This window comes from Variovorax robiniae (assembly GCF_037889955.1).
GTDB classification, from domain to species: domain Bacteria; phylum Pseudomonadota; class Gammaproteobacteria; order Burkholderiales; family Burkholderiaceae_C; genus Variovorax; species Variovorax robiniae.
Genome location: NZ_JBBKZS010000003.1, coordinates 1 through 18,099 on the forward strand (window position 1 = coordinate 1; position 18,099 = coordinate 18,099).

An 18,099-nucleotide genomic window follows, 5' to 3' on the forward strand; every position below is an offset into this window, starting at 1 on the left:
CTCGCCGACGCGGTGCATGGGCCAGCCGCACTCAGGGTTCTGGCAGGTGGTGTCCTGAGGTTCGTGGCGATGCTCGACGCGCTCCAGATGCTCGGGCAGCGCCTGGCGGCGCGGCTTACGAGGGGGTGCCTTCGGCGTCTTGGGCGCCTCGGGCAGGCCGCGCTGCAATGCGGCGAGTTGCGCCTGCAGGCTGGCCTCGTCCTCTGCCAGCGCATCGTGGAACAGGGTGCGCTGCTGAGCCGTCATAGCCTCGGTCTTGGCACCGAACTTCCAGCGCTTGAGACGGGCAAGCTCGAAGTTGATCTTCTCGAGTTTGGCGTCGCGCCAGGCGATCTCCCGCGCCTGGGCCTGCACCTTCTGATGCAACCCAGTGATCAGCGCCACCGCCTCTGGCGGCAGTTGCGCCATGTCGATCCGGGGGGAAGCGGTGTCGCCGAGCATGCTCGGTATGTTGCACGAGTGGGGACGTGCTGCGCATCCGCAGATGCGATGTCAACGGCGGCACTGGGCTGTCAGCGCCCAGCACTCAGGTTCGACTGATGACGCTGAGCTCGCCCAAGCGTTGCCAGGGCAGACCCACCGCCAGGGCTTCGAACTGCTGCGCGGTCAACTGCAGCGTTGGAGCCTGCCCTGGCGCACGCTCCAACCAGACGAAGCGACCCGCGTGCAGGCGGCGCGTGGCGCACCACACACCGAACCCGTCGTGCACGAGCAGCTTGATGCGCGTGGCGCGCAAGTTGGCAAACAGGTAGCCGTGGTGCGCGTGCGCCGAGCCGACGGTGTTGACGACGATGTTGAGCAACCGGTCGGCGCCGGCACGCATGTCCTGCGGCTGGGTGCACAGCCACAGCGAATCAATGCGGATCAACGGGCAGGCTCCTTAGACGGCGCACAGCGCTTCGGCTAAGGCGCGCAATTGCGCGGCATACAGCGCGCCTGCGCTGGCAGCGCACTCAAGCTTCACGTGTAGGCCGCCGCGCTGGAGCTCGATGCGGATCTCGGACTGGGATGTTGGGGTGGCGACCACGCACTCAGACCGTGGCAACTCCACAGGGACGAACTGCAGAGCGGGCGCGGCGCCACTGGCCGCCGGCGCAGCGACGCTCATGCGCTTGAGACCGCGGCCCGTGAGCCACTTGCGCACGACGTTGGCATTCAAGCCATGTGCGATGGCCACGGCTGAGACCGACGTGCCGGGCTGCCGGCACTCGGCCAAGACCCGCGCCTTGAACTCGGCACTGTGGACCCGGCGATTGGAGCTATTGGGATGCATAGGTGTCCGCCAAAAATAGGTGGACGCCATCCTCTAAGGGTGCCGCGGAAGGCGCAAGGTGGGACCGCCGGACGCTCACGATCCACAGGCGACCGCGACGGTCGCATCGGCCGTCATTCAGCCGCGTGCCATTGCCGGCGGGTTCCACGTCGACGATGTGCTCCAGCGACGTGTTGGCAGGTTCGAAGCGGTGCAGGCTGTTGTCGAGCGCCACGACGAATCCGCCCCGGCGGTGCAAGGCCAGGCTTCCCAGGAAGGTGCTGTTGTCGAAGCGGTGGATGTCGTGCTGGCCGGTGCTTTCGTCGAAGGACTGCAGCCTGCGACGCTCGATGTCTATCCACCAGATTTTTTCTGTGCGCGGGCACCACAGGGGCGTTTCGCCCAACTGGTCACGGGCCTGGACGACGACGCGGACCGCGGGCCCGCTCTTCCCCCCGAGCGCAGTTCCATGCTCACTCCACCGTGACGCTCTTGGCCAGGTTGCGCGGCTTGTCCACATCCGTGCCACGCGCACACGCCGTGTGATACGCGAGCAACTGCAGCGACACCACATGCAGCAGCGGCGACAGCACGCCGTAGTGCTCCGGCATGCGAATCACATGCACGCCTTCGCTGCTCTCGATCTTCGTGTCGCCATCGGCCAGCACATACAACACGCCGCCGCGCGCCCGCACTTCCTGCAGGTTGCTCTTGAGCTTCTCCAGCAGCGCATCGTTGGGCGCCACGGTCACGACCGGCATCTCGCTGGTCACCAGCGCCAGCGGGCCGTGCTTCAGTTCGCCCGCGGCGTAGGCCTCGGCATGGATATAGGTCACTTCCTTGAGCTTGAGCGCACCTTCCAGCGCAATCGGATAGTGCAGCCCGCGGCCGAGGAACAGCGCGTTTTCCTTGCGCGCGAAGTCTTCCGACCAGCTGATGAGTTGCGGCTCCAGCGCCAGCACGGATTGCAACGCGACCGGCAGGTGCCGCATCTCCTGCAGGTACTGCGCTTCATCCGCATCGCTCAGCCGGCCCTTGGCCTGCGCCAACGCCAGCGTCAGCAGGAACAGGCCTGCCAACTGCGTCGTGAAGGCCTTGGTCGAGGCCACGCCGATCTCGACGCCGGCACGCGTGATGTAGGCCAGCTTGCATTCGCGCACCATCGCGCTGGTGGCCACGTTGCAGATCGTCAGCGTCTGCTCCATGCCCAGGCTGCGCGCATGCTTCAGCGCCGCCAGCGTGTCGGCGGTCTCGCCAGATTGGGTGATCGTGACGACCAGCGTCTTGGGGTCGGGCACCGAATCGCGGTAGCGGTATTCGCTCGCGATCTCGACCTGCGTCGGGATCTTCGCGATGCTTTCCAGCCAGTACTTGGCCGTGCAGCCGCTGTAGTAGCTGGTCCCGCAGGCCAGGATCAGGACCTTGTCGATCTCCTTGAACACGCGGTGCGCGCTGGCGCCGGTGCTGCCATCGTGCGTCACGCCATCGAACAGTTCCGGCGCGATGCCCACCACGCCTTCGAGCGTGTCGGCGATGGCGCGCGGCTGCTCGAAGATTTCCTTCTGCATGTAGTGGCGGTACGGGCCGAGCTCGGCCGCGCCGCTGTGCGCCTGCACGGTGCGCACGGTGCGCGTCACCGGCTTGTGCGCGCGGTCGACGATCCAGTACTTGCCCGGCTGCAGGTCAATCACGTCGCCTTCCTCGAGGTAGACGATCTGGTCGGTCACGCCGGCCAGCGCCATCGCGTCGCTGGCCAGGAAGTTCTCGGTGCCGTCCTTGCCCACGCCCAGGATCAGCGGCGAGCCGGCGCGCGCGCCGATGACGCGCTGCGGCTCGTCGCGGCAGATCACGGCGATCGCGTAGGCGCCATGCAGTTGCAGCACCGCGGCCTTGACCGCCTCGAACAGGTCGCCGTCGTAGAGGCTGTCGATCAGGTGGGCGATGACCTCGGTGTCGGTCTGGCTGTGGAAGACGTAGCCCTTCGCCTGCAGCGCGGCACGCAGCGGCTCATGGTTCTCGATGATGCCGTTGTGGACCATCGCGATGCGGGCCGGGCGGGCCTTTTCCGCGCCCTCGCCGGCGCCGTGGCTGAAATGCGGGTGCGCGTTGTGCACCGCCGGCGCGCCGTGCGTGGCCCAGCGGGTGTGGGCGATGCCAGTGAGGCCTTCAATCTTGTCGTCATGCACCTGGGTCAGCAGGTCGGCCACGCGCGAGGTGGTACGCGCCCGCGTCAGGCCGCCCGCATGGACGGCCACGCCGCAGGAGTCATAACCGCGGTATTCAAGCCGCTGGAGGCCCTGGACCAGGACCGGGACGATGTTGCGATGGGATGCTGCGCCGACGATGCCGCACATAGGAAGTTGCCTTGAAGGATTGCCAAGGTGCGAATGGTAGGCGCCTCGCGTCAAATAATGATTTCAATAGTCTCTAATATTTGAATTATTTTGCCATGTATCCCAGTTTATGGATATTTATTTCAAAAACTCAACAAATACGGAATAATCATCCAAACACTAGCGCAGAGCTAGTGAAAAGGTCCGCCTAAGCGGACCAAGTTCACATCGGCAGCGGGAAGAAGAGGTGAAGCTTTCGTAGCGAGGGCGCCGAGGTCGGGTCTGCGGCGCGGAACTGCACTCACGTGCAGTGAGCACCGCAGGCCCGAGATCGGCGTCCGCAGTAGAAAGCTTCACCCCTTCTCAGTACTTGTAGCCGAAGCCCACCGTGAGCAGTGCATCAGTGGTCTTGCGGCCCAGCGGCACCTTGGAGGCGTGGCGAATGGTCACGCCGGTATTGAGCGTCCAGGTGCCGGAGATGGCAGTGGCCAATCCGGCGTCGAAGGTGGTCAAGGCGCCCAGGTCCCCAGTGCCCGGGCGGAACTCCAGGCGTTGCTTGAAGGTCGTGGTCGAACTCAGCCGGTGCGACGACTGCTCGCCAAACAACAGTTCCGCGCCGCTGGCCGACCGGCCATCCGTGTAGCGGACGTTTGCCGCACCGACACCAGCGTAGACGTCGAAAGTGGTGTCCGGCGTCTGGAGGAGGTGATAGCCCGCGCCCACGTCGGCGCCAATGCGCGAACGCAGTCCGGCGACCTTGTTGGTCTCACCCTCGCCCGTGCCGAAGGCAAACACGCTCTGCGTCAGGTTGTAGTCGTAGCGGCCGCCCAGGCGCAGGCTGTCGTTGTTGGTCGTCTTCACGCCATTGTTCTTGCTGCTGCCATAGTTCGCGATGCCCCACAGCGAGATCTTGTCCTTCGCGGTCGCCTTGACGCCGTCGGCCGCAGCCGTCAGCACGAGGGTCGAGGCATTGCCCGACGCGGCCGCCCCGCCGATCGAGATGCCGCCATGCCACTGGTTGTCCAGCGGCGTGACAGGCGCCGTGGCGGGCGCCGGAGCGGCCACCGGAGGCGGCTGCTTCACCGTTTGCGCCTGCGCCGTGGCGGCAGCACCAAGTGCGGCAATGCAGGCCGCTGTCGCGCGGGTGATGTGTGACAGTTTGGAAGAAGTACGGTTCATGGGTCCCTGAAATTGAAGTTTTATGTGTGCTTGAAACGCGTGGGAGGGAGAGGAATCAAGGATTCATAGGCACGGAGGGGGTTGTAGGCACTGGCCCGGAACGCCTTTTTTAAGGGCGAAGTTGACCCGGTTGCACCGCGATGACGTCCAAAAGAGGAACTTTCGAACTACCAATGGGCTTTCCGTGAAATAAGTCAAATCCGGCGCGCGCCATTCGTCCTATTCGACTTCCGGCTTGCAACTTTGCGGCACGAAGACGAGTCGAGCGCGCGCTTTGCACTCGCTCGCATTCCAATACCCGTCGATCCATGAAATCGGATGCCATCCACGCCGGGCGCCGGAGTTTTCCTCCAGAATCTCGCCGATCATGGAATCAATCTCGCTGGACCCCATCGACCTGCGCCTGCTCGACGCCCTGCAGCGCGATGCCTCGCGGACCAACCAGCAACTGGCAGCCGACCTCCACCTCTCGCCGCCCACCTGCCTGCGCCGCGTGCAGCGCCTGCGCGCCGCCGGCTTGGTCGAGCGCGACATCGCCTTGCTCTCGCCCGACAAGCTCGCGCCCCTGCTGGGCCATGGGTTGCAGGCGGTGGTGGAGATCTCGCTGGACCGCCAGGGCAGCGAGGCGCTGGACGCCTTCGAGGCGCGCGTCGCGCCCGACGACGCCGTGCAGCAGTGCTACCGCGTGTCGCCCGGGCCTGACTTCGTGCTGATCGTCGCGACGCGCGACATGCCCGACTACCTGGCGCTGCAACAGCGCCTGTTCACGGCGGATGCCAACGTGCGCAACGTCAAGGCGTACTTCAGCCTGAAACGCTCGAAGTTCGCACCCCTCGTCCCCATGGACGCGTTAGAAAAAAGATAGCAGGAACCCGAAGTGCATCTCGTGGGCACCCGCGGAACGATTCGGGGGTGGGTCACGCCTTCGGCTTCTTCACAGGCCGCTTCCAGTCCGCGAAGCTCACCTGCTTGGAGCGCCCGATCGTGAGCGCGCCCGGGTCGGTCGACTTGGTCACCGTCGAGCCGCCGCCCACCGTGCCGCCGGCGCCGATGGTCAGCGGCGCCACCAGCACGCAGTTGCTGCCCACGTGCACGTCGTCGCCGATGATGGTGCGGTGCTTGTTGGCGCCGTCGTAGTTGGCCGTGATGCTGCCGGCGCCGTAGTTCACGCGCGCACCCACCGTGGCATCGCCCAGGTAGGCCAGGTGGTTGGCCTTGGCCCCCGCGTCCAGCGTGGAATTCTTGACCTCGACGAAGTTGCCGATGTGCACCTCGGCGCCCAGGCGCGCGCCCGGACGCAGCCGCGCGAACGGCCCGATGCGCGATCCCTCGCCAACCGTCACGCCAACCTTCTCGCCATCGATGTGGGTGAACGGATGGATCACCGCGCCGGTCTCGATGCGCGCGTTGGCAATCACGCAATTGGCGCCGATCGTCACGCCCGCGCCCAATGACACCGCACCTTCGAAGACGCAGTTGACGTCGATCTCCACGTCCGCCTCGCACACCAGCGTGCCGCGCACGTCGAAGCGCGCCGGATCGGCCAGCCGCACGCCCTGCGCCATCAGCGCATCGGCCAGCCGGCGCTGCCAGGCGCGCTCCAGGCCCGCCAGCTGGGCCGGATCGTTCACACCCGTGACCTGCAGGTGATCGTCGGTGCGGTGCGCCACCACCGGCACGCCATCGAGGGTGGCCATGCGCACGATGTCGGTCAGGTAGAACTCGCCCTGGGCGTTGCGGTTGTCCAGCCGCGCCAACCAGGGCTTGAGCAGCCGCGCGGGCACCGCCATCACACCACTGTAGACCTCCTTGATCGCGCGCTGTTCTTCGGTCGCGTCCTTCTGTTCGACGATGGCCTGCACCGCCTCGCCGTCGCGCAGGATGCGGCCATAGCCGGTCGGATTCTCGAAGTCGATGGTCAGCAGCGCCAGCCGGCGGCCGGCGCAGGCCGCGATCAAGGCGCGCAGGGTGTCATCGCGGATCAGCGGCACGTCGCCCGACAGCACCACCACGATGCCGTCATCCGGCAGCAGCGGCGCCGCCTGCTGTACCGCATGGCCGGTGCCGAGTTGCGGCATCTGGCGCGCGAAGACCGGAGCGCAGGGCGCATCGGCCAGCGCGGCCTCGACCTCGTTGGCGCCGTGGCCGGTCACCACCACCACGCAGCGCGCGTGCAGTCGCGCCGCGGTGTCCAGCACGTGCAGCGCCAATGCGCGGCCCGCCAAACGATGCAACACTTTGGGCCAGCTGCTCTTCATGCGCGTGCCCTTGCCGGCCGCCATGACGACGATGTCGACCGGCTCTTCGTTGTTGTGGGAAAAATCTGTCATGCGTACCTGCTCGCTCGATCAATGCTGGAAGTTGGCGCGGATTATCGTCGGCGCCCTCGGGTGCGCGCTGCTGGTCGCCTGCAGCTCGGTCAAGCTGGCCTACAACAACCTGCCGACCGTGACATGGTGGTGGCTCGACGGCTACGTCGACCTCGACGCCACCCAGTCACCGCGCGTACGCGAGGCGCTCGCGCAACTGCTGGACTGGCACCGCCGCAATGAGTTGCCCCGCTTCATCCCCCTGCTGCAGAAAGCGCAGTCGCTGGCACCGGACACGCTCACGGCGGAGCAAGTGTGCGCCCTCAGCGACGAGATCCGTGATCGCCTGCTGGCCTTTGCGGTGCAGGCCGAGGCGCCAGGCGCGGAACTGGTGCTCAGTCTTGGCGATGCCCAGCTTCAACATCTGCAGCGCAAGTACGCCAAGGTCAACGAGAGCTACCGCAAGGACTGGCTCGTTCTCGATGCGAACAAGCGTCAGGACAAACGCTTCGATCAACTCCTCGACCGCTACGAGGACTTCTACGGGCCGCTCGACAAATCGCAGCGCGAACTGCTGCGGCAACTTGTCGCGCAATCCGTCTTCAGTGCCGAGCGGTTCGATGCACAGCGACGGACGCGACAACAGGAAGCACTGGCCTTGCTGCGCGGACTGCGTGCGGGCTCGCCCTCCCCGGCCGAGGCCCCGGGCACCCAGGACATGCAGGCGGCCCAGGCCGCGCTGAATGGGTATGTGCAGCGCACCGCCCACCCACCGCCCGGCCCCTGGCGCGACTACCAGCAAGCCCTGTCGATGGAGGGCTGCCGCAACCTCGCCGCCCTGCACAACACCACCACCCCCGCCCAGCGCGAGCGCGCGGCACGGCGGCTGCGCGACTACGAGAACGACGTGCGTCAGCTGGCGGCGTCCTGATCCTTGTGCAGGTGCGACATCCGCGCGCCGAGCAGCGCATACTGAGCGACGAAATTGGCCAGACTGGTGGCAATGCCGAAGCCAAGCACCGACACCAGGTCTGAAATGCCGAACAGCCAGAAGTAGAGGACCTGCACGCTGATGATCACCGGCACGGTGTAGTGCTGCTTGGCCGTGAGTCCGCGCACGGCCAGCGTGCGGAAGGCGAAGCCGGAGGCGTTGATCAGGATGGCCGAGAGAATCACCATCCACACATGCGATTCCAGGTTGGCGTACTTCGCGCCGAGCAGCATCACCCAGAAGTGCCCGCCAAACACGGCGCTGAGGAACACCAGCGCCATCGCTGCCATATAGGCCGCGTGCACGCGCAGCACGATCTTCCCGAGCCGCGGCCCCGTAGGCGTACGCGCCAGCACCGGAAACAGCAGCACGCTGGTCACACGATCCACCACCGTCAACACGATTGCCAGCCGGCCGAACGCACCCACCTCGGCCAGCAGGTCGGTGGACCCAAACAACGACGCAAGGAAGATGGTGGCTACGCCCTGCACCTGCAGGAAGATCCCGGCCGGCAACAAGGGCAGCGTGATCTTCAGCGCCTGCTTGTCGACCTTCTTTCGATCCGCAGCGTCCAGCGTGAAGTCGGGCACCTCCAGCTTGCGCAAAGCGATGCGATACATCTCCACTGCCACCATGCCCGCCGCCGCCGTGGCGCCGAGGATGCCGGTGACCGACCAGTCCGTGACCGGCAGCAACAGCACCGCGCCGATCAACACGAGGCGGGTCGTCAACGCCACCGCGGCGATCCGGTTGGTGGTGGAGATATGGCCCAGGACAACTGCCACAGAGTTGTAGTAGTGCTCCCGAAGCTGCAGCAGCACGATGGTGAAGTACAACACCGTGCCAACCAGGTAAGCTGGCTCGATCCAGCCCCGACCGCTGGAATTGAAGTACCAGTAAGGCCCCACCACCAGCAGTCCCCCCGTCAGCATCACCCACCGCCAACTGAAGACCTGCCTGGAGACGCCGACCACCCACGTCTTCTCGCCGGCACGCGTGCCGATGATCGGCAACACGCAATGCGCAAGGCCGAGATCGCTGATACCCAGCATCAGGTTCGAAGCGGCGACAAGAAAGGTGTACTGCGCGTACTGTTCCTTGGGCAACACATTGACGATGAGCAGTCCGGCAATGCCTGCGAAGACCACCCCGAGCGTTTCGATACCGCCAACTGCCAGTATCTGGCGCAAACGGGCTTTGAGATTCATGGAGATCGGGAACGCTTTCAGATCAGTGGTGTCGGCCGCAGGGGCCGTTCGAAATAGTCGCCGAGGGCTTCGAGCGCCTTCGGATCGAGGATGCGCAGCCAGCCATTGTCGAACTCGTGCAGGCCGAGTTGCTGTAGCCGCCGCAAGGTCTTGTTGGTGTGAACGAGGGACAGGCCGATCGCATCGGCGATGTGCTGCTGGTTGAACGGGAACTCGACCCAGCCGTCGCGCTCCAGTCCTGCGCGCCTTGCGCGGCGATACAGGTGCATGAGCAGCATCGCCACGCGCTCGGTCGCATTGCGCCGACCCGCGGTCACCAGATTGTCGTCGACCATCTTTTCTTCACGCGCGGCCAGCCAGGTGATGTCATAGCCGAGCCGCGGCTGGCTGTTGAACAGGGGCCAGAGCTTGTCGCGCGGGAACACGCACAGCGTGACCACCGTGGCCGCCTCCACACCGTGCGTCTGGCCATCCGCGAACTCGTCCTGCACGCCGATGAAATCGCCCGGCAGCAGGAAACTGAGGATCTGGCGCCGGCCGTCGCTCAGCGTCTTGAAGCGAAACGCCCAACCTGAATAGAGCGTGAACAGTTGCGGGCTTGCACGGGACTCCTCGATGACCGCACGACCCGCCTCCACTACTCGCTCGCCGTGGCGAAAAGATTGAATTGCCAGGAGTTCCTCGACCGATACCGGCGTGAAGGCGGGACTGGCACGCAGTCCGCACGCCTCGCACGGATGGGTGCAATGCGGGGGATAGACAGGTGCGGCGTAGTCCTCGAGTTTCACCGGCGCACTATAGGCTGCGAACCCTGACTCGGGCGCCACACTGTGTCTTTTCACATTTTCGGATTGTGAATTGCTCCCTAGACTCGCCGGCCTGATGTCCCCAGCGAACCAAGCCCTTCATGAGATTCTTTATTGCAGCAAGCTCACCACCGGAGTATCACCGGCCGTGGTGGGCGCAATAGTTGCTCACGCACGCGTGCGCAACGCACAGAGCGGCGTCACAGGTCTACTGGTCTTCGATGGCGATCGCTTCTGCCAGCACTTCGAGGGACCGCGCGACGCCATAGTGCGCCTGATGGACCGCATCGGCGATGACCCGCGCCACACTGATGTTCGCGTGGTCTATGAAGGCCCGCTTGGCCAGCGCCGCTATCCGCGCTTCGAGATGGGTCTGGTCGATGCGGAGAAGGACTTCCCGGACCTCGACCGGCTCGACGGGGAGGAAGCGCTCGCGCGCTTCCTCGAACTGCGACCCGGCTACGACGTTTCGTAGACGTTCAGGCAACGTCCCACGTGTAGGTCGCGCCGTAGCCATCCCACGGCTCCATCACGAGCCGTTCGCCGGCAGCGACCTTCAGCGACTCGCCGGGGGCGAGCACGATGTCTTCGCTGCCATGCGCGCGGTTGGCATCGAGCGTGACCCAGACGCGACCCTGACGAATCCGCATGATGCTGTTCGATGACGCCTTCAGGCTGATCGCCTGGCCGGCGCAAATCTGCCACGCGCCGCGACGCGTCGCGGCCGGCACGGTGGCCGGACGTGCGGGCAGCGATGCGGACGAGGACGGGGCGTAGACGGCGGTGGACATGATGAACTCCTGTGTGGTTCCGAAATTCGCAAAATCGCGATTCGGGAATGAATGATCGGTCTTGCCCCGTTGGCAGTCCAATGAATACGAGATAGGCTACTGATTCCGTTTCCGCATCAATCACCGTGCAGTATTCCCAGACCCACCTGCGTTCCCGGCCCATCTCGGCGGGCCACCTGCGTGCGTTCGAGGCCGTCGCCCGGCACCTCAACTTCCGGGCCGCCGCAGAAGAGATGGCGCTGACCCAGTCGGCCGTGAGCCGGCAGATCCAGTCGCTGGAGGAGGAGGTCGGCGTCGCGCTCTTCCTTCGCCATACGCGCGCGGTCGAGCTCACCAGCGCGGGCTCGCAACTATTGCTCGCCGTGCAGCAGTCGCTGCCGCGCATCGACGGCGCGGTGCGGCAGATCCGCCAGAGCGCGGGACGCAAGAGCGTGTCGCTCACCACCTTCGCATCCTTTGCATCGATGTGGTTGATCCCGCGGCTCGAAGCCTTCCAGCGCGACAACCCCGACATCGACATTCGCATCGACGCCAGCGACACCGCCGTGGACCTCGACGTTGCCGATGTCGATCTGGCGCTGCGTTACGCCCCGCCGAGTTCGATGCCGCCAGGATCGCTGCGACTGTTTGGCGAAACCCTGACGCCGGTGGCCAGCCCCTGGCTCATCAAGAGCAGCCCGCCGATCAGGACGCCCGCCGACATCGCGCAATTCACGCTGATCGAGGCTGGCGATGCACACCGCACCCACCTTGAATGGCTGACCTGGCGCCGCTGGTTCGAGATCAACGGCCAGGCCCGTGCGCAGCCGCGACGCTGGCTGTACTTCAGCTATGCCTACCAGATGGCGCAGGCGGCGTTGACCGGCCAGGGCCTGGTACTGGCGCGAAGTTCGCTCATTGCCGAGAGCCTGGCGAACGGCGACCTCGTCCAAGTGCTGCCGCAGCACCGACTGGATTCACCGATGGCCTACTGGCTGATGATCTCCCCCCGCAGCGCACAGCGCCCGGAGATCAAGGCCTTCTGCGACTGGTTGCAAGCGCAGGCCGCCATCACGCGCCAGACCATTGGCGAGGTGCCCGACCCGGATACGGTGGATTTCATCGAATGACCCTCCCTGGCGCGGGTTGTCTGTAGGCGCGCGCAGCCAGACAATCGGCCGACAAATCAAGGAGGAGACATGACTCGTTCGAACCCACCGTCGGCGCCCACGCGCCGTCATTGCCTCGCCCTCGCGGCCGGCGCCGCGGCCACGCTGCTGCTGCCCACGGCTCATGCCCAGGCCTGGCCATCCAGGCCCATCCGCATCGTGGTGCCCTACCCGCCCGGCGGCGCGACCGACAACCTCGCCCGCATCATCGGGGACAAGCTCTCAGCGCGCCTCGGGCAGCCCGCGATCATCGACAACAAGGGCGGCGCCGGCGGCATCGTGGGCACCGATGCGGTGGCCAAGGCCGCGCCCGACGGCTACACCCTGCTGGTCGCCCTCACCACCTCGATGCTGACCAACCAGTTCCTCTACGAAAGCCTGCCCTACAACCCGCAGCGCGACCTGGCGCTCGTCTCGCAGATCGTGGTGGCGCCGGTGACGCTGGCGGTGCATCCCTCGATTGCCGCCAGCACCATGCCGGAGTTGATGAAGTACATCGCGGCCAACAAGGGCAAGCTGTCCTACGGCTCCTGGGGCAACGGCTCGTACGCGCACATGGCGGGCGCGCACATGAGCCAGGTGGCGGACGGCGACATGGCGCATGCCGCCTACAAGGGCGAGGCGGCCATGATCCAGGACCTGATCGGCGGCCAGATCCAGATGGCCTTCGCCAGCGCGCTCAACTCCAAGCCGCATGCGGACACGGCCAAGCTCAAGCTGATCGGCGTGACCGGCACCAAACGCATGCCGATCCTACCGAACACGCCGACCATCCTGGAGCAGGGCCTGAATGACGAGGTCTATCAGATCGTGGGCTTCATCGGCATGGGCGCGCCTGCGAAGACGCCGCGCGAGATCGTGCAGCGTCTCTCCAGCGAGGTGCAGACGATATTCGAGGCGCCCGACATCGCGCAGCGCGTGGCCAACATGGGTTTCACGGTCACGGCCGGCACGCCCGAGGCCTTTGCCGCGACCTACAAGCGCGACCTGCCGGTGTGGCAGCGCATGGTCAAGGCGTCCGGGGCGAAACTTGACTGACACCCCCAAGCGCCTACGGCGCTCCCCCTCGAGAGGGCGCACCCAACGGCCCGGCAGAGCCGGTTCCGTGGGTGCCCACGAACAAGCCTCGTCGTGATGCCCCTCAACTCTGCGAGGATGGCGTGCACTGCATGCGGCGCGTCACCCAATCGGCCAGACCACCCCGTTGTCATTGAGGATGGCGTCCAGCGGCACATCGTGCGGCTCGGGCTCGAAGTCGTCCAGGAAGCCTTGCGTGAAGCCGAGGCCCACGGTGAACGGCTTGGGTTGCAGCGTCGCCAGCGTGCGGTCATAGAAGCCGCCGCCGTATCCCAGTCGGTAGCCGCCCGCGCTGTAGCCCAGGCAGGGCACGAACAGCAGCGTGGGCACGATCAGCATCGTGTCCTTGGGCTTGGGAATATCGAAGGCATCGTGCTCCATCGGGCAGCCGGGATACCAGGAATGGAAGGTCAGCGTCTTGTGCTGGCGGTTCATCACCGGCAGGCCGATCTGCCGCGGCTGCGGCGCGCCCTGCAGCTCGCCGTCCTCTTTCCAGCGATGCAGCGCCGGCAGCGGGTCGAACTCGCCCTTGATGGGCCAGTAGGCGCCGATCACCGTATCGGGCCGGCCGACCAGCCAGATGCGCATCACGCGCTGCAGCAGGTCGGCGCGCACTTCCCGGTCGGGCATCGATAGACGCTGCTCGATCAGTGCATTACGTAGCTGACGCTTCAGAAAAGTGGCGGTGGCCGAGGTGTCGGCGTCGTTTGACTTGTCCATAATCCCCCGATGCAGTTCCGAAGCATTTTGGCACCCACGAGAACCTTTCTCTCCATTCTTGTTCTGGCTGCAACGACCTTGTCGCAGCCAACCAGCGCGCAAAGCAACCAGAACGACGACATCCTGCTGCAGATGAAGCAGGCGTCGCAGCGCGGCGACAAGGCCCGGCTCTCCGCCCTGCTGCCGCAGGCGCGCGGCCACATCCTCGAGCCCTGGGCCGCCTACTGGGAACTGAAGGCTCGCCTGCAGGAAGCCAACCCGCAGGAAGTGCAGGACTTTTTAACGCGCTACGCCGGCACTTATCAAGAGGATCGCCTGCGCAACGACTGGCTGCTGCTGCTCGGCCAGCGCCGCGACTGGGATGCCTTCGCGACGATGCACGACGCCTACCGCATGCGCGACGACGGGCAGGTGCGTTGCTATGCCGTGCTGGTCGACATGCTGCGCGCCGGAGGCTTGCCCACCGCGGCGCAGGCGGACGAAGTTCGACGCACCTGGTACGCGCAGCGCGAAAACGATGACGGCTGCGCGACCGCTGCCGACCGCCTCGTGTCGGCGCGCATGATGTCGCCGAACGACGCGTGGAAGAGAGCCCGGTTGTCGGTCGAGGCCAATCGTCCGGGGGCAGCGCGTGGCGCCGTGCTGATTGCCTCGCCTGACGCCGTGCCACAGTTCGACGAGATGAACGCCGGCGCGGCCAAGTACCTGATCAAGAGCGGCCCGGTCGCGGGCAAGGCGCGCCGCGAGATCGTGGTGCTGGCGCTCATCCGCATCGCGGTGGCGGACCCGGACCAGGCTGCCTCTATGCTGCAGGACCGCTGGAGCACGATGCTCTCGCCGGAGGAACGCAACTGGATCTGGGGCGTCATCGGCAAGCAGGCCGCGAGCAAGCTCTCGCCAGGAGCGATGGGCTACTTCGACAACGTCACGAAGAACGGCGACCTGAGCGACGACATGCTCGGCTGGAAGACCCGCGCCGCGCTGCGCATGGGCAACTGGAAGGAAGTCCAGGCCGCCACCGCCGCCATGAGCCCCGAGGGGCAGCAGGACCCGACCTGGGTCTACTGGCGCGCGCGTTCGCTGCAGGCCATCGGCGGCGACGATCGCCGTGCCGAGGCTCGCCGCCTCTACGAGACCATCGCCGGTACGCGCGGCTTCTACGAGATGCTGGCGCTGGAGGAAATTGGCCAGCGCGCCAGCATGCCGACCCGGCCGGCGCCCCTCACCGCCGAGGAAAAGCGCGCCGCCGCCAACAACCCTTCGCTGGTCCGCGGGCTCTATGCCATCTCGATGGGCCTGCGCGCCGAAGGCACGCGCGAATGGAACTACGCCACCAACCTGCACGACAAGGGCGGCATGGACGACCGCGCGCTGCTGGCCGCGGCCGACTACGCCTGCCAGCGCGAGGTGTGGGACCGCTGCATCAATACCAGCGAGCGCACCAAGGGCGTGATCGATGCCGAGCAGCGCTTCCCGATGCCCTTCCACGACACGGTGCTGCGCAAGAGCGCCGACATCGGGCTCGACCCGGCCTACGTCTACGGGCTGATCCGGCAGGAGAGCCGCTTCATCATGGATGCGCGCTCGGGCGTCGGCGCCTCGGGCCTGATGCAGGTGATGCCGGCCACCGCCAAGTGGACCGCCAACAAGATCGGCATGGCCGGCTTCACGCCCAGCCAGATCAACGACCGGGAGACCAACATCGTCATCGGCACCAGCTACCTCAAGCTGGCGCTGGACGACTTCGACGGCTCGATGCCGCTGGCCGCCGCCGCCTACAACGCCGGCCCCGGTCGTCCGCGCAGCTGGCGCAACGGGCCGGTGATGGAAGCGGCGATCTGGGCCGAGAACGTGCCCTTTGCCGAGACGCGCGACTACGTGAAGAAGGTGCTGGCCAACACCACCAACTACGCGGCCATCATCACGGGCAAGCCGCAATCGCTGAAGGCGCGGCTGGGACGCATCGGGCCGCGCGATGCTGCGATGCCCGAGCCCAACAAGGATCTGCCATAAGCTTGGCCGCGCGGGGCAACTGAAACGCCTCGCTCCTACAGCCAGCGCGCGCTTCGCTGGCTAGAGTGGTGAGGCCATGGCCTCATCCCACTGGACCACCACCATCTCCGACACCGTCGCGGCCGAGTTCTCGGACGTGCCGGATCTCGCGCAACTGACGCGCATCGCGGTGCGGCTGACGCTGGCCGCGTTGCTCGGCTTCGTGCTGGGTTTCGAGCGCGAGGAGAAAGGAAAGGCAGCGGGTGTTCGCACGCACATGCTGGTGGCGATCGGCTCGGCGATGTTCGTGCTGATTCCGCTGCAGACCGGCATGGACCCCTCCGACATCAGCCGCGTGATCCAGGGACTGGTGGCCGGTGTCGGCTTTCTCTGCGCGGGCACCATCCTCAAGCAGGGCAAGGACGAGCAGCAGGTGCAGGGCCTGACCACCGCCGCCGGGCTCTGGATGACGGCGGCCATCGGCATGGCCTGCGGGCTCGGCCGGGAGACGACCGCGGTGGCGAGCACGTTGCTGGCACTGGCCGTGCTGGCGCTGGTGCCGCACGTCGTCAGCGTGATCGAGCGCATGTGGGGCGCGCCGCGCGACAAGGGCGATGACGCGCACGAACGCCCACAAGACACGCGCGACTCCTGAACCGCGGCGCATCAATCCAGCCGCTTTTCAGCATCAACCGGCGTGCGCCAAGGCGCTAGCATCGCGGCTCTGAAAAACTCCAAAGGGCCGAGCCATGCGCCAGCTGTACGTGGGCAACAAGAACTATTCGTCGTGGTCGATGCGGCCGTGGGTGCTGATGAAGCAGGCGGGCATCGCGTTCGAGGAGGTCATGGTGAAGTTCGACTCCTTCGGCGAGGACTCGGTCTTCAAGCGCACCATGCTCCCGATCAATCCGAACGGCACGGTGCCGGTGCTGGTCGATGACGGCCTGGCCATCTGGGACACGCTGGCCATTGCCGAATACCTGGCCGAGACCTGCACCGAGGCGCAGCTATGGCCCGCGGACCGCAAACAACGCGCCCGCGCGCGCAGCATCTGCGCCGAGATGCATGCCGGTTTCGGCGCGCTGCGTTCGGCCTGCGTGATGAACATCGAGGCCGACATGGCAGAGCAAGGCGCCATCATCTGGCGCGACAACGCCGGCGTGCGCGCCAACGTGGCGCGCATCGTTTCGATGTGGAGTGAATTGCTCGCCGACCACGCGGCCAGCCATGCCGACGGCATGCTGTTCGGCCGCTTCAGCATCGCCGACGCGTACTACGCGCCGGTGGTGATGCGGCTCACGCGCTATGCCCTGCCGGTGCCGGCGGACATCGCGGCCTACCTGAAGCGCGTGGAGGCGCTGCCGGGCGTGAAGGCGTGGATCGACGCGGCGCTGGTCGAGCACGACTTCGTGGCGTTCGACGAGCCGTACAGGCTCAAGCGCTGACTGATCGTCAAAACTTGTAGGTGACAGCCACGTAGGGGACGATCGGGTTGAGCGTCAGCTTCGTCTGGCTCGTGGCCACCGGGAAGCCGGCAACGGTCGTGGTCGTGAGCTTGGCGGTGGTCTTCATCGGGATGTAGGAGACCGATGCCGACAGGCCCCAGTGCGGGTCGAACTGCCAGGCCATGCCGACATTCGCCACCGGTGCGAAGGTGCCGTCGAGCTTGGCCGTGGTCACCGTGGCACCGGCCGGCGCGTGCAGCAGCTTGCCCATCGCGCCCTGGAGGCTCGGCGTGAGGTTCACGTCGGAGTACCAGACGTAGGTCGCGCCCAGGCCGACGTACGGACGGAACTTCGCATCGCCGTCGTTGAAGTAGTACTTGCCGAGTACCGTCGGGCTCCACTGGCGGGCTTCGCCGATCTCGCCGACAGATTCCAGGCTGCCGGTGCCGTAGAGCTTGAACTTGGGCGGCACGCCGAGCACGCCTTCGACGGCCCAGTGGCTGTCGATGAAATACATCGCCGTCAGGCCCAGCGTGTCGGAATTGCTCACGCGTGCGCCGGAGCCGGGCACCACGGTCGCCACGGGCGAGGTCAGTGCCAAGGGCTGGCTCGAATCCTGGGGCGCCAAGTGCATCCAGCCGGCGCCGACGACCCAGTCGCCAGCCTTTTGCGCCATGGCGCTGCCCGACGCGAGGGCGGCCAATACGGCGAGCGCGCGCAATGCTTGTTTCTTCATGGGGAATCCTTTTTCGAGATATCGGTTGGTTGCGCGCCCGAGGCCTGGCGGTGCCGGGCAAGCTCCCCGAGGGGGAGTGCGTCGAGGTGGCCAAGCCACCACGACCAGAGAG

At 66.1% G+C, this 18,099-nt stretch carries 20 protein-coding genes; 8 read left to right on the forward strand and 12 right to left on the reverse strand.

All coding sequences use genetic code 11. The annotated features are described in order from the left end of the window. The 6 genes from WKW79_RS08210 to WKW79_RS08235 form a co-directional block, all read right to left on the reverse strand. The coding region (locus tag WKW79_RS08210; protein WP_479694193.1) for a transposase domain-containing protein at window positions 1–441 on the reverse strand (441 nt) is incomplete at its 3' end. 85 nt (window positions 442–526) lie between these two features. Continuing rightward, window positions 527–868 (reverse strand): IS66 family insertion sequence element accessory protein TnpB, encoded by a 342-nt coding sequence (tnpB, locus tag WKW79_RS08215; protein ID WP_340334649.1) that lies wholly within the window; start codon window positions 866–868, stop codon window positions 527–529. Window positions 869–880: 12 nt separating this feature from the next. Next, window positions 881–1,303, reverse strand: a complete 423-nt coding sequence (tnpA, locus tag WKW79_RS08220) for an IS66-like element accessory protein TnpA (RefSeq protein WP_340334650.1) — start codon at window positions 1,301–1,303, stop codon at window positions 881–883. Beyond that, window positions 1,260–1,658, reverse strand: coding sequence for an SMP-30/gluconolactonase/LRE family protein (locus WKW79_RS08225; RefSeq protein ID WP_340334651.1), 399 nt, complete (start codon window positions 1,656–1,658; stop codon window positions 1,260–1,262). Before WKW79_RS08225 ends, tnpA begins: the two co-directional genes overlap by 44 nt. 67 nt (window positions 1,659–1,725) lie before the next feature. After that, window positions 1,726–3,606, reverse strand: coding sequence for a glutamine--fructose-6-phosphate transaminase (isomerizing) (gene glmS / locus WKW79_RS08230; RefSeq protein WP_340334652.1), 1,881 nt, complete (start codon window positions 3,604–3,606; stop codon window positions 1,726–1,728). Between the two features lie 342 nt (window positions 3,607–3,948). After that, a complete protein-coding gene (locus WKW79_RS08235) occupies window positions 3,949–4,764 on the reverse strand; it encodes a DUF481 domain-containing protein (protein WP_340334653.1) in 816 nt (271 codons plus the stop codon). Window positions 4,765–5,131: 367 nt separating this feature from the next. Here WKW79_RS08235 and WKW79_RS08240 point away from each other — a divergent pair, with 367 nt between their 5' ends. Then, window positions 5,132–5,629: an Lrp/AsnC family transcriptional regulator gene (locus WKW79_RS08240; protein WP_340334654.1), complete on the forward strand. Its 498-nt coding sequence runs from the start codon at window positions 5,132–5,134 to the stop codon at window positions 5,627–5,629. A gap of 52 nt (window positions 5,630–5,681) precedes the next feature. On the opposite strand, the gene glmU is transcribed toward WKW79_RS08240, so the two are convergent. Then, entirely contained in the window at window positions 5,682–7,094 is a 1,413-nt protein-coding gene (gene glmU / locus WKW79_RS08245; RefSeq protein WP_340334655.1) for a bifunctional UDP-N-acetylglucosamine diphosphorylase/glucosamine-1-phosphate N-acetyltransferase GlmU, read from the reverse strand. Between glmU and WKW79_RS08250 the strand changes: the two genes are divergently transcribed. After that, window positions 7,093–8,004: a DUF6279 family lipoprotein gene (locus tag WKW79_RS08250; RefSeq protein ID WP_340334656.1), complete on the forward strand. Its 912-nt coding sequence runs from the start codon at window positions 7,093–7,095 to the stop codon at window positions 8,002–8,004. The genes glmU and WKW79_RS08250 overlap by 2 nt on opposite strands. On the opposite strand, the gene WKW79_RS08255 is transcribed toward WKW79_RS08250, so the two are convergent. Together WKW79_RS08255 and WKW79_RS08260 are read right to left on the reverse strand one after the other, a co-directional pair. After that, a complete protein-coding gene (locus WKW79_RS08255) occupies window positions 7,986–9,272 on the reverse strand; it encodes a hypothetical protein (RefSeq protein ID WP_340334657.1) in 1,287 nt (428 codons plus the stop codon). The genes WKW79_RS08250 and WKW79_RS08255 overlap by 19 nt on opposite strands. A 17-nt stretch (window positions 9,273–9,289) precedes the next feature. Next, on the reverse strand, window positions 9,290–9,991 hold the full coding sequence (locus tag WKW79_RS08260) for a Crp/Fnr family transcriptional regulator (RefSeq protein WP_340335171.1): 702 nt from the start codon (window positions 9,989–9,991) through the stop codon (window positions 9,290–9,292). A 163-nt stretch (window positions 9,992–10,154) separates the two neighbouring features. On the opposite strand from WKW79_RS08260, the gene WKW79_RS08265 reads away from it, so the two are divergent. Beyond that, window positions 10,155–10,553 carry a BLUF domain-containing protein gene (locus tag WKW79_RS08265; protein WP_340334658.1) on the forward strand — a complete coding sequence of 133 codons (399 nt, stop codon included), beginning with the start codon at window positions 10,155–10,157 and terminating at the stop codon, window positions 10,551–10,553. A 4-nt stretch (window positions 10,554–10,557) separates the two neighbouring features. Here WKW79_RS08265 and WKW79_RS08270 read toward each other — a convergent pair whose 3' ends face one another. Further along, entirely contained in the window at window positions 10,558–10,869 is a 312-nt protein-coding gene (locus tag WKW79_RS08270; protein ID WP_340334659.1) for a DUF2917 domain-containing protein, read from the reverse strand. A 125-nt stretch (window positions 10,870–10,994) separates the two neighbouring features. Between WKW79_RS08270 and WKW79_RS08275 the strand changes: the two genes are divergently transcribed. Both WKW79_RS08275 and WKW79_RS08280 read left to right on the forward strand, forming a co-directional pair. Then, window positions 10,995–11,978 (forward strand): LysR substrate-binding domain-containing protein, encoded by a 984-nt coding sequence (locus tag WKW79_RS08275; protein ID WP_340334660.1) that lies wholly within the window; start codon window positions 10,995–10,997, stop codon window positions 11,976–11,978. 69 nt (window positions 11,979–12,047) lie between these two features. Then, window positions 12,048–13,055, forward strand: a complete 1,008-nt coding sequence (locus tag WKW79_RS08280; RefSeq protein WP_340334661.1) for a Bug family tripartite tricarboxylate transporter substrate binding protein — start codon at window positions 12,048–12,050, stop codon at window positions 13,053–13,055. A 141-nt stretch (window positions 13,056–13,196) separates the two neighbouring features. Here the strand turns inward: WKW79_RS08280 and WKW79_RS08285 are convergent, their stop codons facing one another. Next, window positions 13,197–13,814, reverse strand: a complete 618-nt coding sequence (locus WKW79_RS08285) for a 5-formyltetrahydrofolate cyclo-ligase (protein ID WP_340334662.1) — start codon at window positions 13,812–13,814, stop codon at window positions 13,197–13,199. Window positions 13,815–13,823: 9 nt separating this feature from the next. Between WKW79_RS08285 and WKW79_RS08290 the strand changes: the two genes are divergently transcribed. The 3 genes from WKW79_RS08290 to WKW79_RS08300 all read left to right on the forward strand — a co-directional run bounded on the left by WKW79_RS08290 (window position 13,824) and on the right by WKW79_RS08300 (window position 17,251). Further along, the gene (locus WKW79_RS08290) at window positions 13,824–15,827 is read left to right on the forward strand and encodes a lytic transglycosylase domain-containing protein (RefSeq protein WP_340334663.1); all 2,004 of its coding nucleotides are present in this window, start codon (window positions 13,824–13,826) and stop codon (window positions 15,825–15,827) included. Between the two features lie 76 nt (window positions 15,828–15,903). Continuing rightward, window positions 15,904–16,461, forward strand: a complete 558-nt coding sequence (locus WKW79_RS08295) for an MgtC/SapB family protein (protein WP_340334664.1) — start codon at window positions 15,904–15,906, stop codon at window positions 16,459–16,461. Window positions 16,462–16,555: 94 nt separating this feature from the next. Then, the gene (locus WKW79_RS08300; RefSeq protein WP_340334665.1) at window positions 16,556–17,251 is read left to right on the forward strand and encodes a glutathione S-transferase family protein; all 696 of its coding nucleotides are present in this window, start codon (window positions 16,556–16,558) and stop codon (window positions 17,249–17,251) included. A 7-nt stretch (window positions 17,252–17,258) separates the two neighbouring features. On the opposite strand, the gene WKW79_RS08305 is transcribed toward WKW79_RS08300, so the two are convergent. Next, window positions 17,259–17,987 (reverse strand): OmpW/AlkL family protein, encoded by a 729-nt coding sequence (locus WKW79_RS08305; RefSeq protein WP_340334666.1) that lies wholly within the window; start codon window positions 17,985–17,987, stop codon window positions 17,259–17,261. Window positions 17,988–18,099 lie beyond the last annotated feature (112 nt).

What these genes read in the sequence shown, in the direction of transcription:
- WKW79_RS08290 (WP_340334663.1), top strand. Translation starts at nt 13,824, where the DNA reads ATGCAGTTCCGAAGCATTTTGGCACCCACGAGAACCTTTCTCTCCATT.
- WKW79_RS08300 (WP_340334665.1), top strand. Translation starts at nt 16,556, where the DNA reads ATGCGCCAGCTGTACGTGGGCAACAAGAACTATTCGTCGTGGTCGATG.
- WKW79_RS08305 (WP_340334666.1), bottom strand. Translation starts at nt 17,987, where the DNA reads ATGAAGAAACAAGCATTGCGCGCGCTCGCCGTATTGGCCGCCCTCGCG.
- WKW79_RS08235 (WP_340334653.1), bottom strand. Translation starts at nt 4,764, where the DNA reads ATGAACCGTACTTCTTCCAAACTGTCACACATCACCCGCGCGACAGCG.
- tnpA (WP_340334650.1), bottom strand. Translation starts at nt 1,303, where the DNA reads ATGGCGTCCACCTATTTTTGGCGGACACCTATGCATCCCAATAGCTCC.
- WKW79_RS08280 (WP_340334661.1), top strand. Translation starts at nt 12,048, where the DNA reads ATGACTCGTTCGAACCCACCGTCGGCGCCCACGCGCCGTCATTGCCTC.
- WKW79_RS08255 (WP_340334657.1), bottom strand. Translation starts at nt 9,272, where the DNA reads ATGAATCTCAAAGCCCGTTTGCGCCAGATACTGGCAGTTGGCGGTATC.
- WKW79_RS08250 (WP_340334656.1), top strand. Translation starts at nt 7,093, where the DNA reads ATGCGTACCTGCTCGCTCGATCAATGCTGGAAGTTGGCGCGGATTATC.
- glmS (WP_340334652.1), bottom strand. Translation starts at nt 3,606, where the DNA reads ATGTGCGGCATCGTCGGCGCAGCATCCCATCGCAACATCGTCCCGGTC.
- WKW79_RS08270 (WP_340334659.1), bottom strand. Translation starts at nt 10,869, where the DNA reads ATGTCCACCGCCGTCTACGCCCCGTCCTCGTCCGCATCGCTGCCCGCA.
- WKW79_RS08285 (WP_340334662.1), bottom strand. Translation starts at nt 13,814, where the DNA reads ATGGACAAGTCAAACGACGCCGACACCTCGGCCACCGCCACTTTTCTG.
- WKW79_RS08295 (WP_340334664.1), top strand. Translation starts at nt 15,904, where the DNA reads ATGGCCTCATCCCACTGGACCACCACCATCTCCGACACCGTCGCGGCC.
- glmU (WP_340334655.1), bottom strand. Translation starts at nt 7,094, where the DNA reads ATGACAGATTTTTCCCACAACAACGAAGAGCCGGTCGACATCGTCGTC.
- WKW79_RS08240 (WP_340334654.1), top strand. Translation starts at nt 5,132, where the DNA reads ATGGAATCAATCTCGCTGGACCCCATCGACCTGCGCCTGCTCGACGCC.
- WKW79_RS08265 (WP_340334658.1), top strand. Translation starts at nt 10,155, where the DNA reads ATGTCCCCAGCGAACCAAGCCCTTCATGAGATTCTTTATTGCAGCAAG.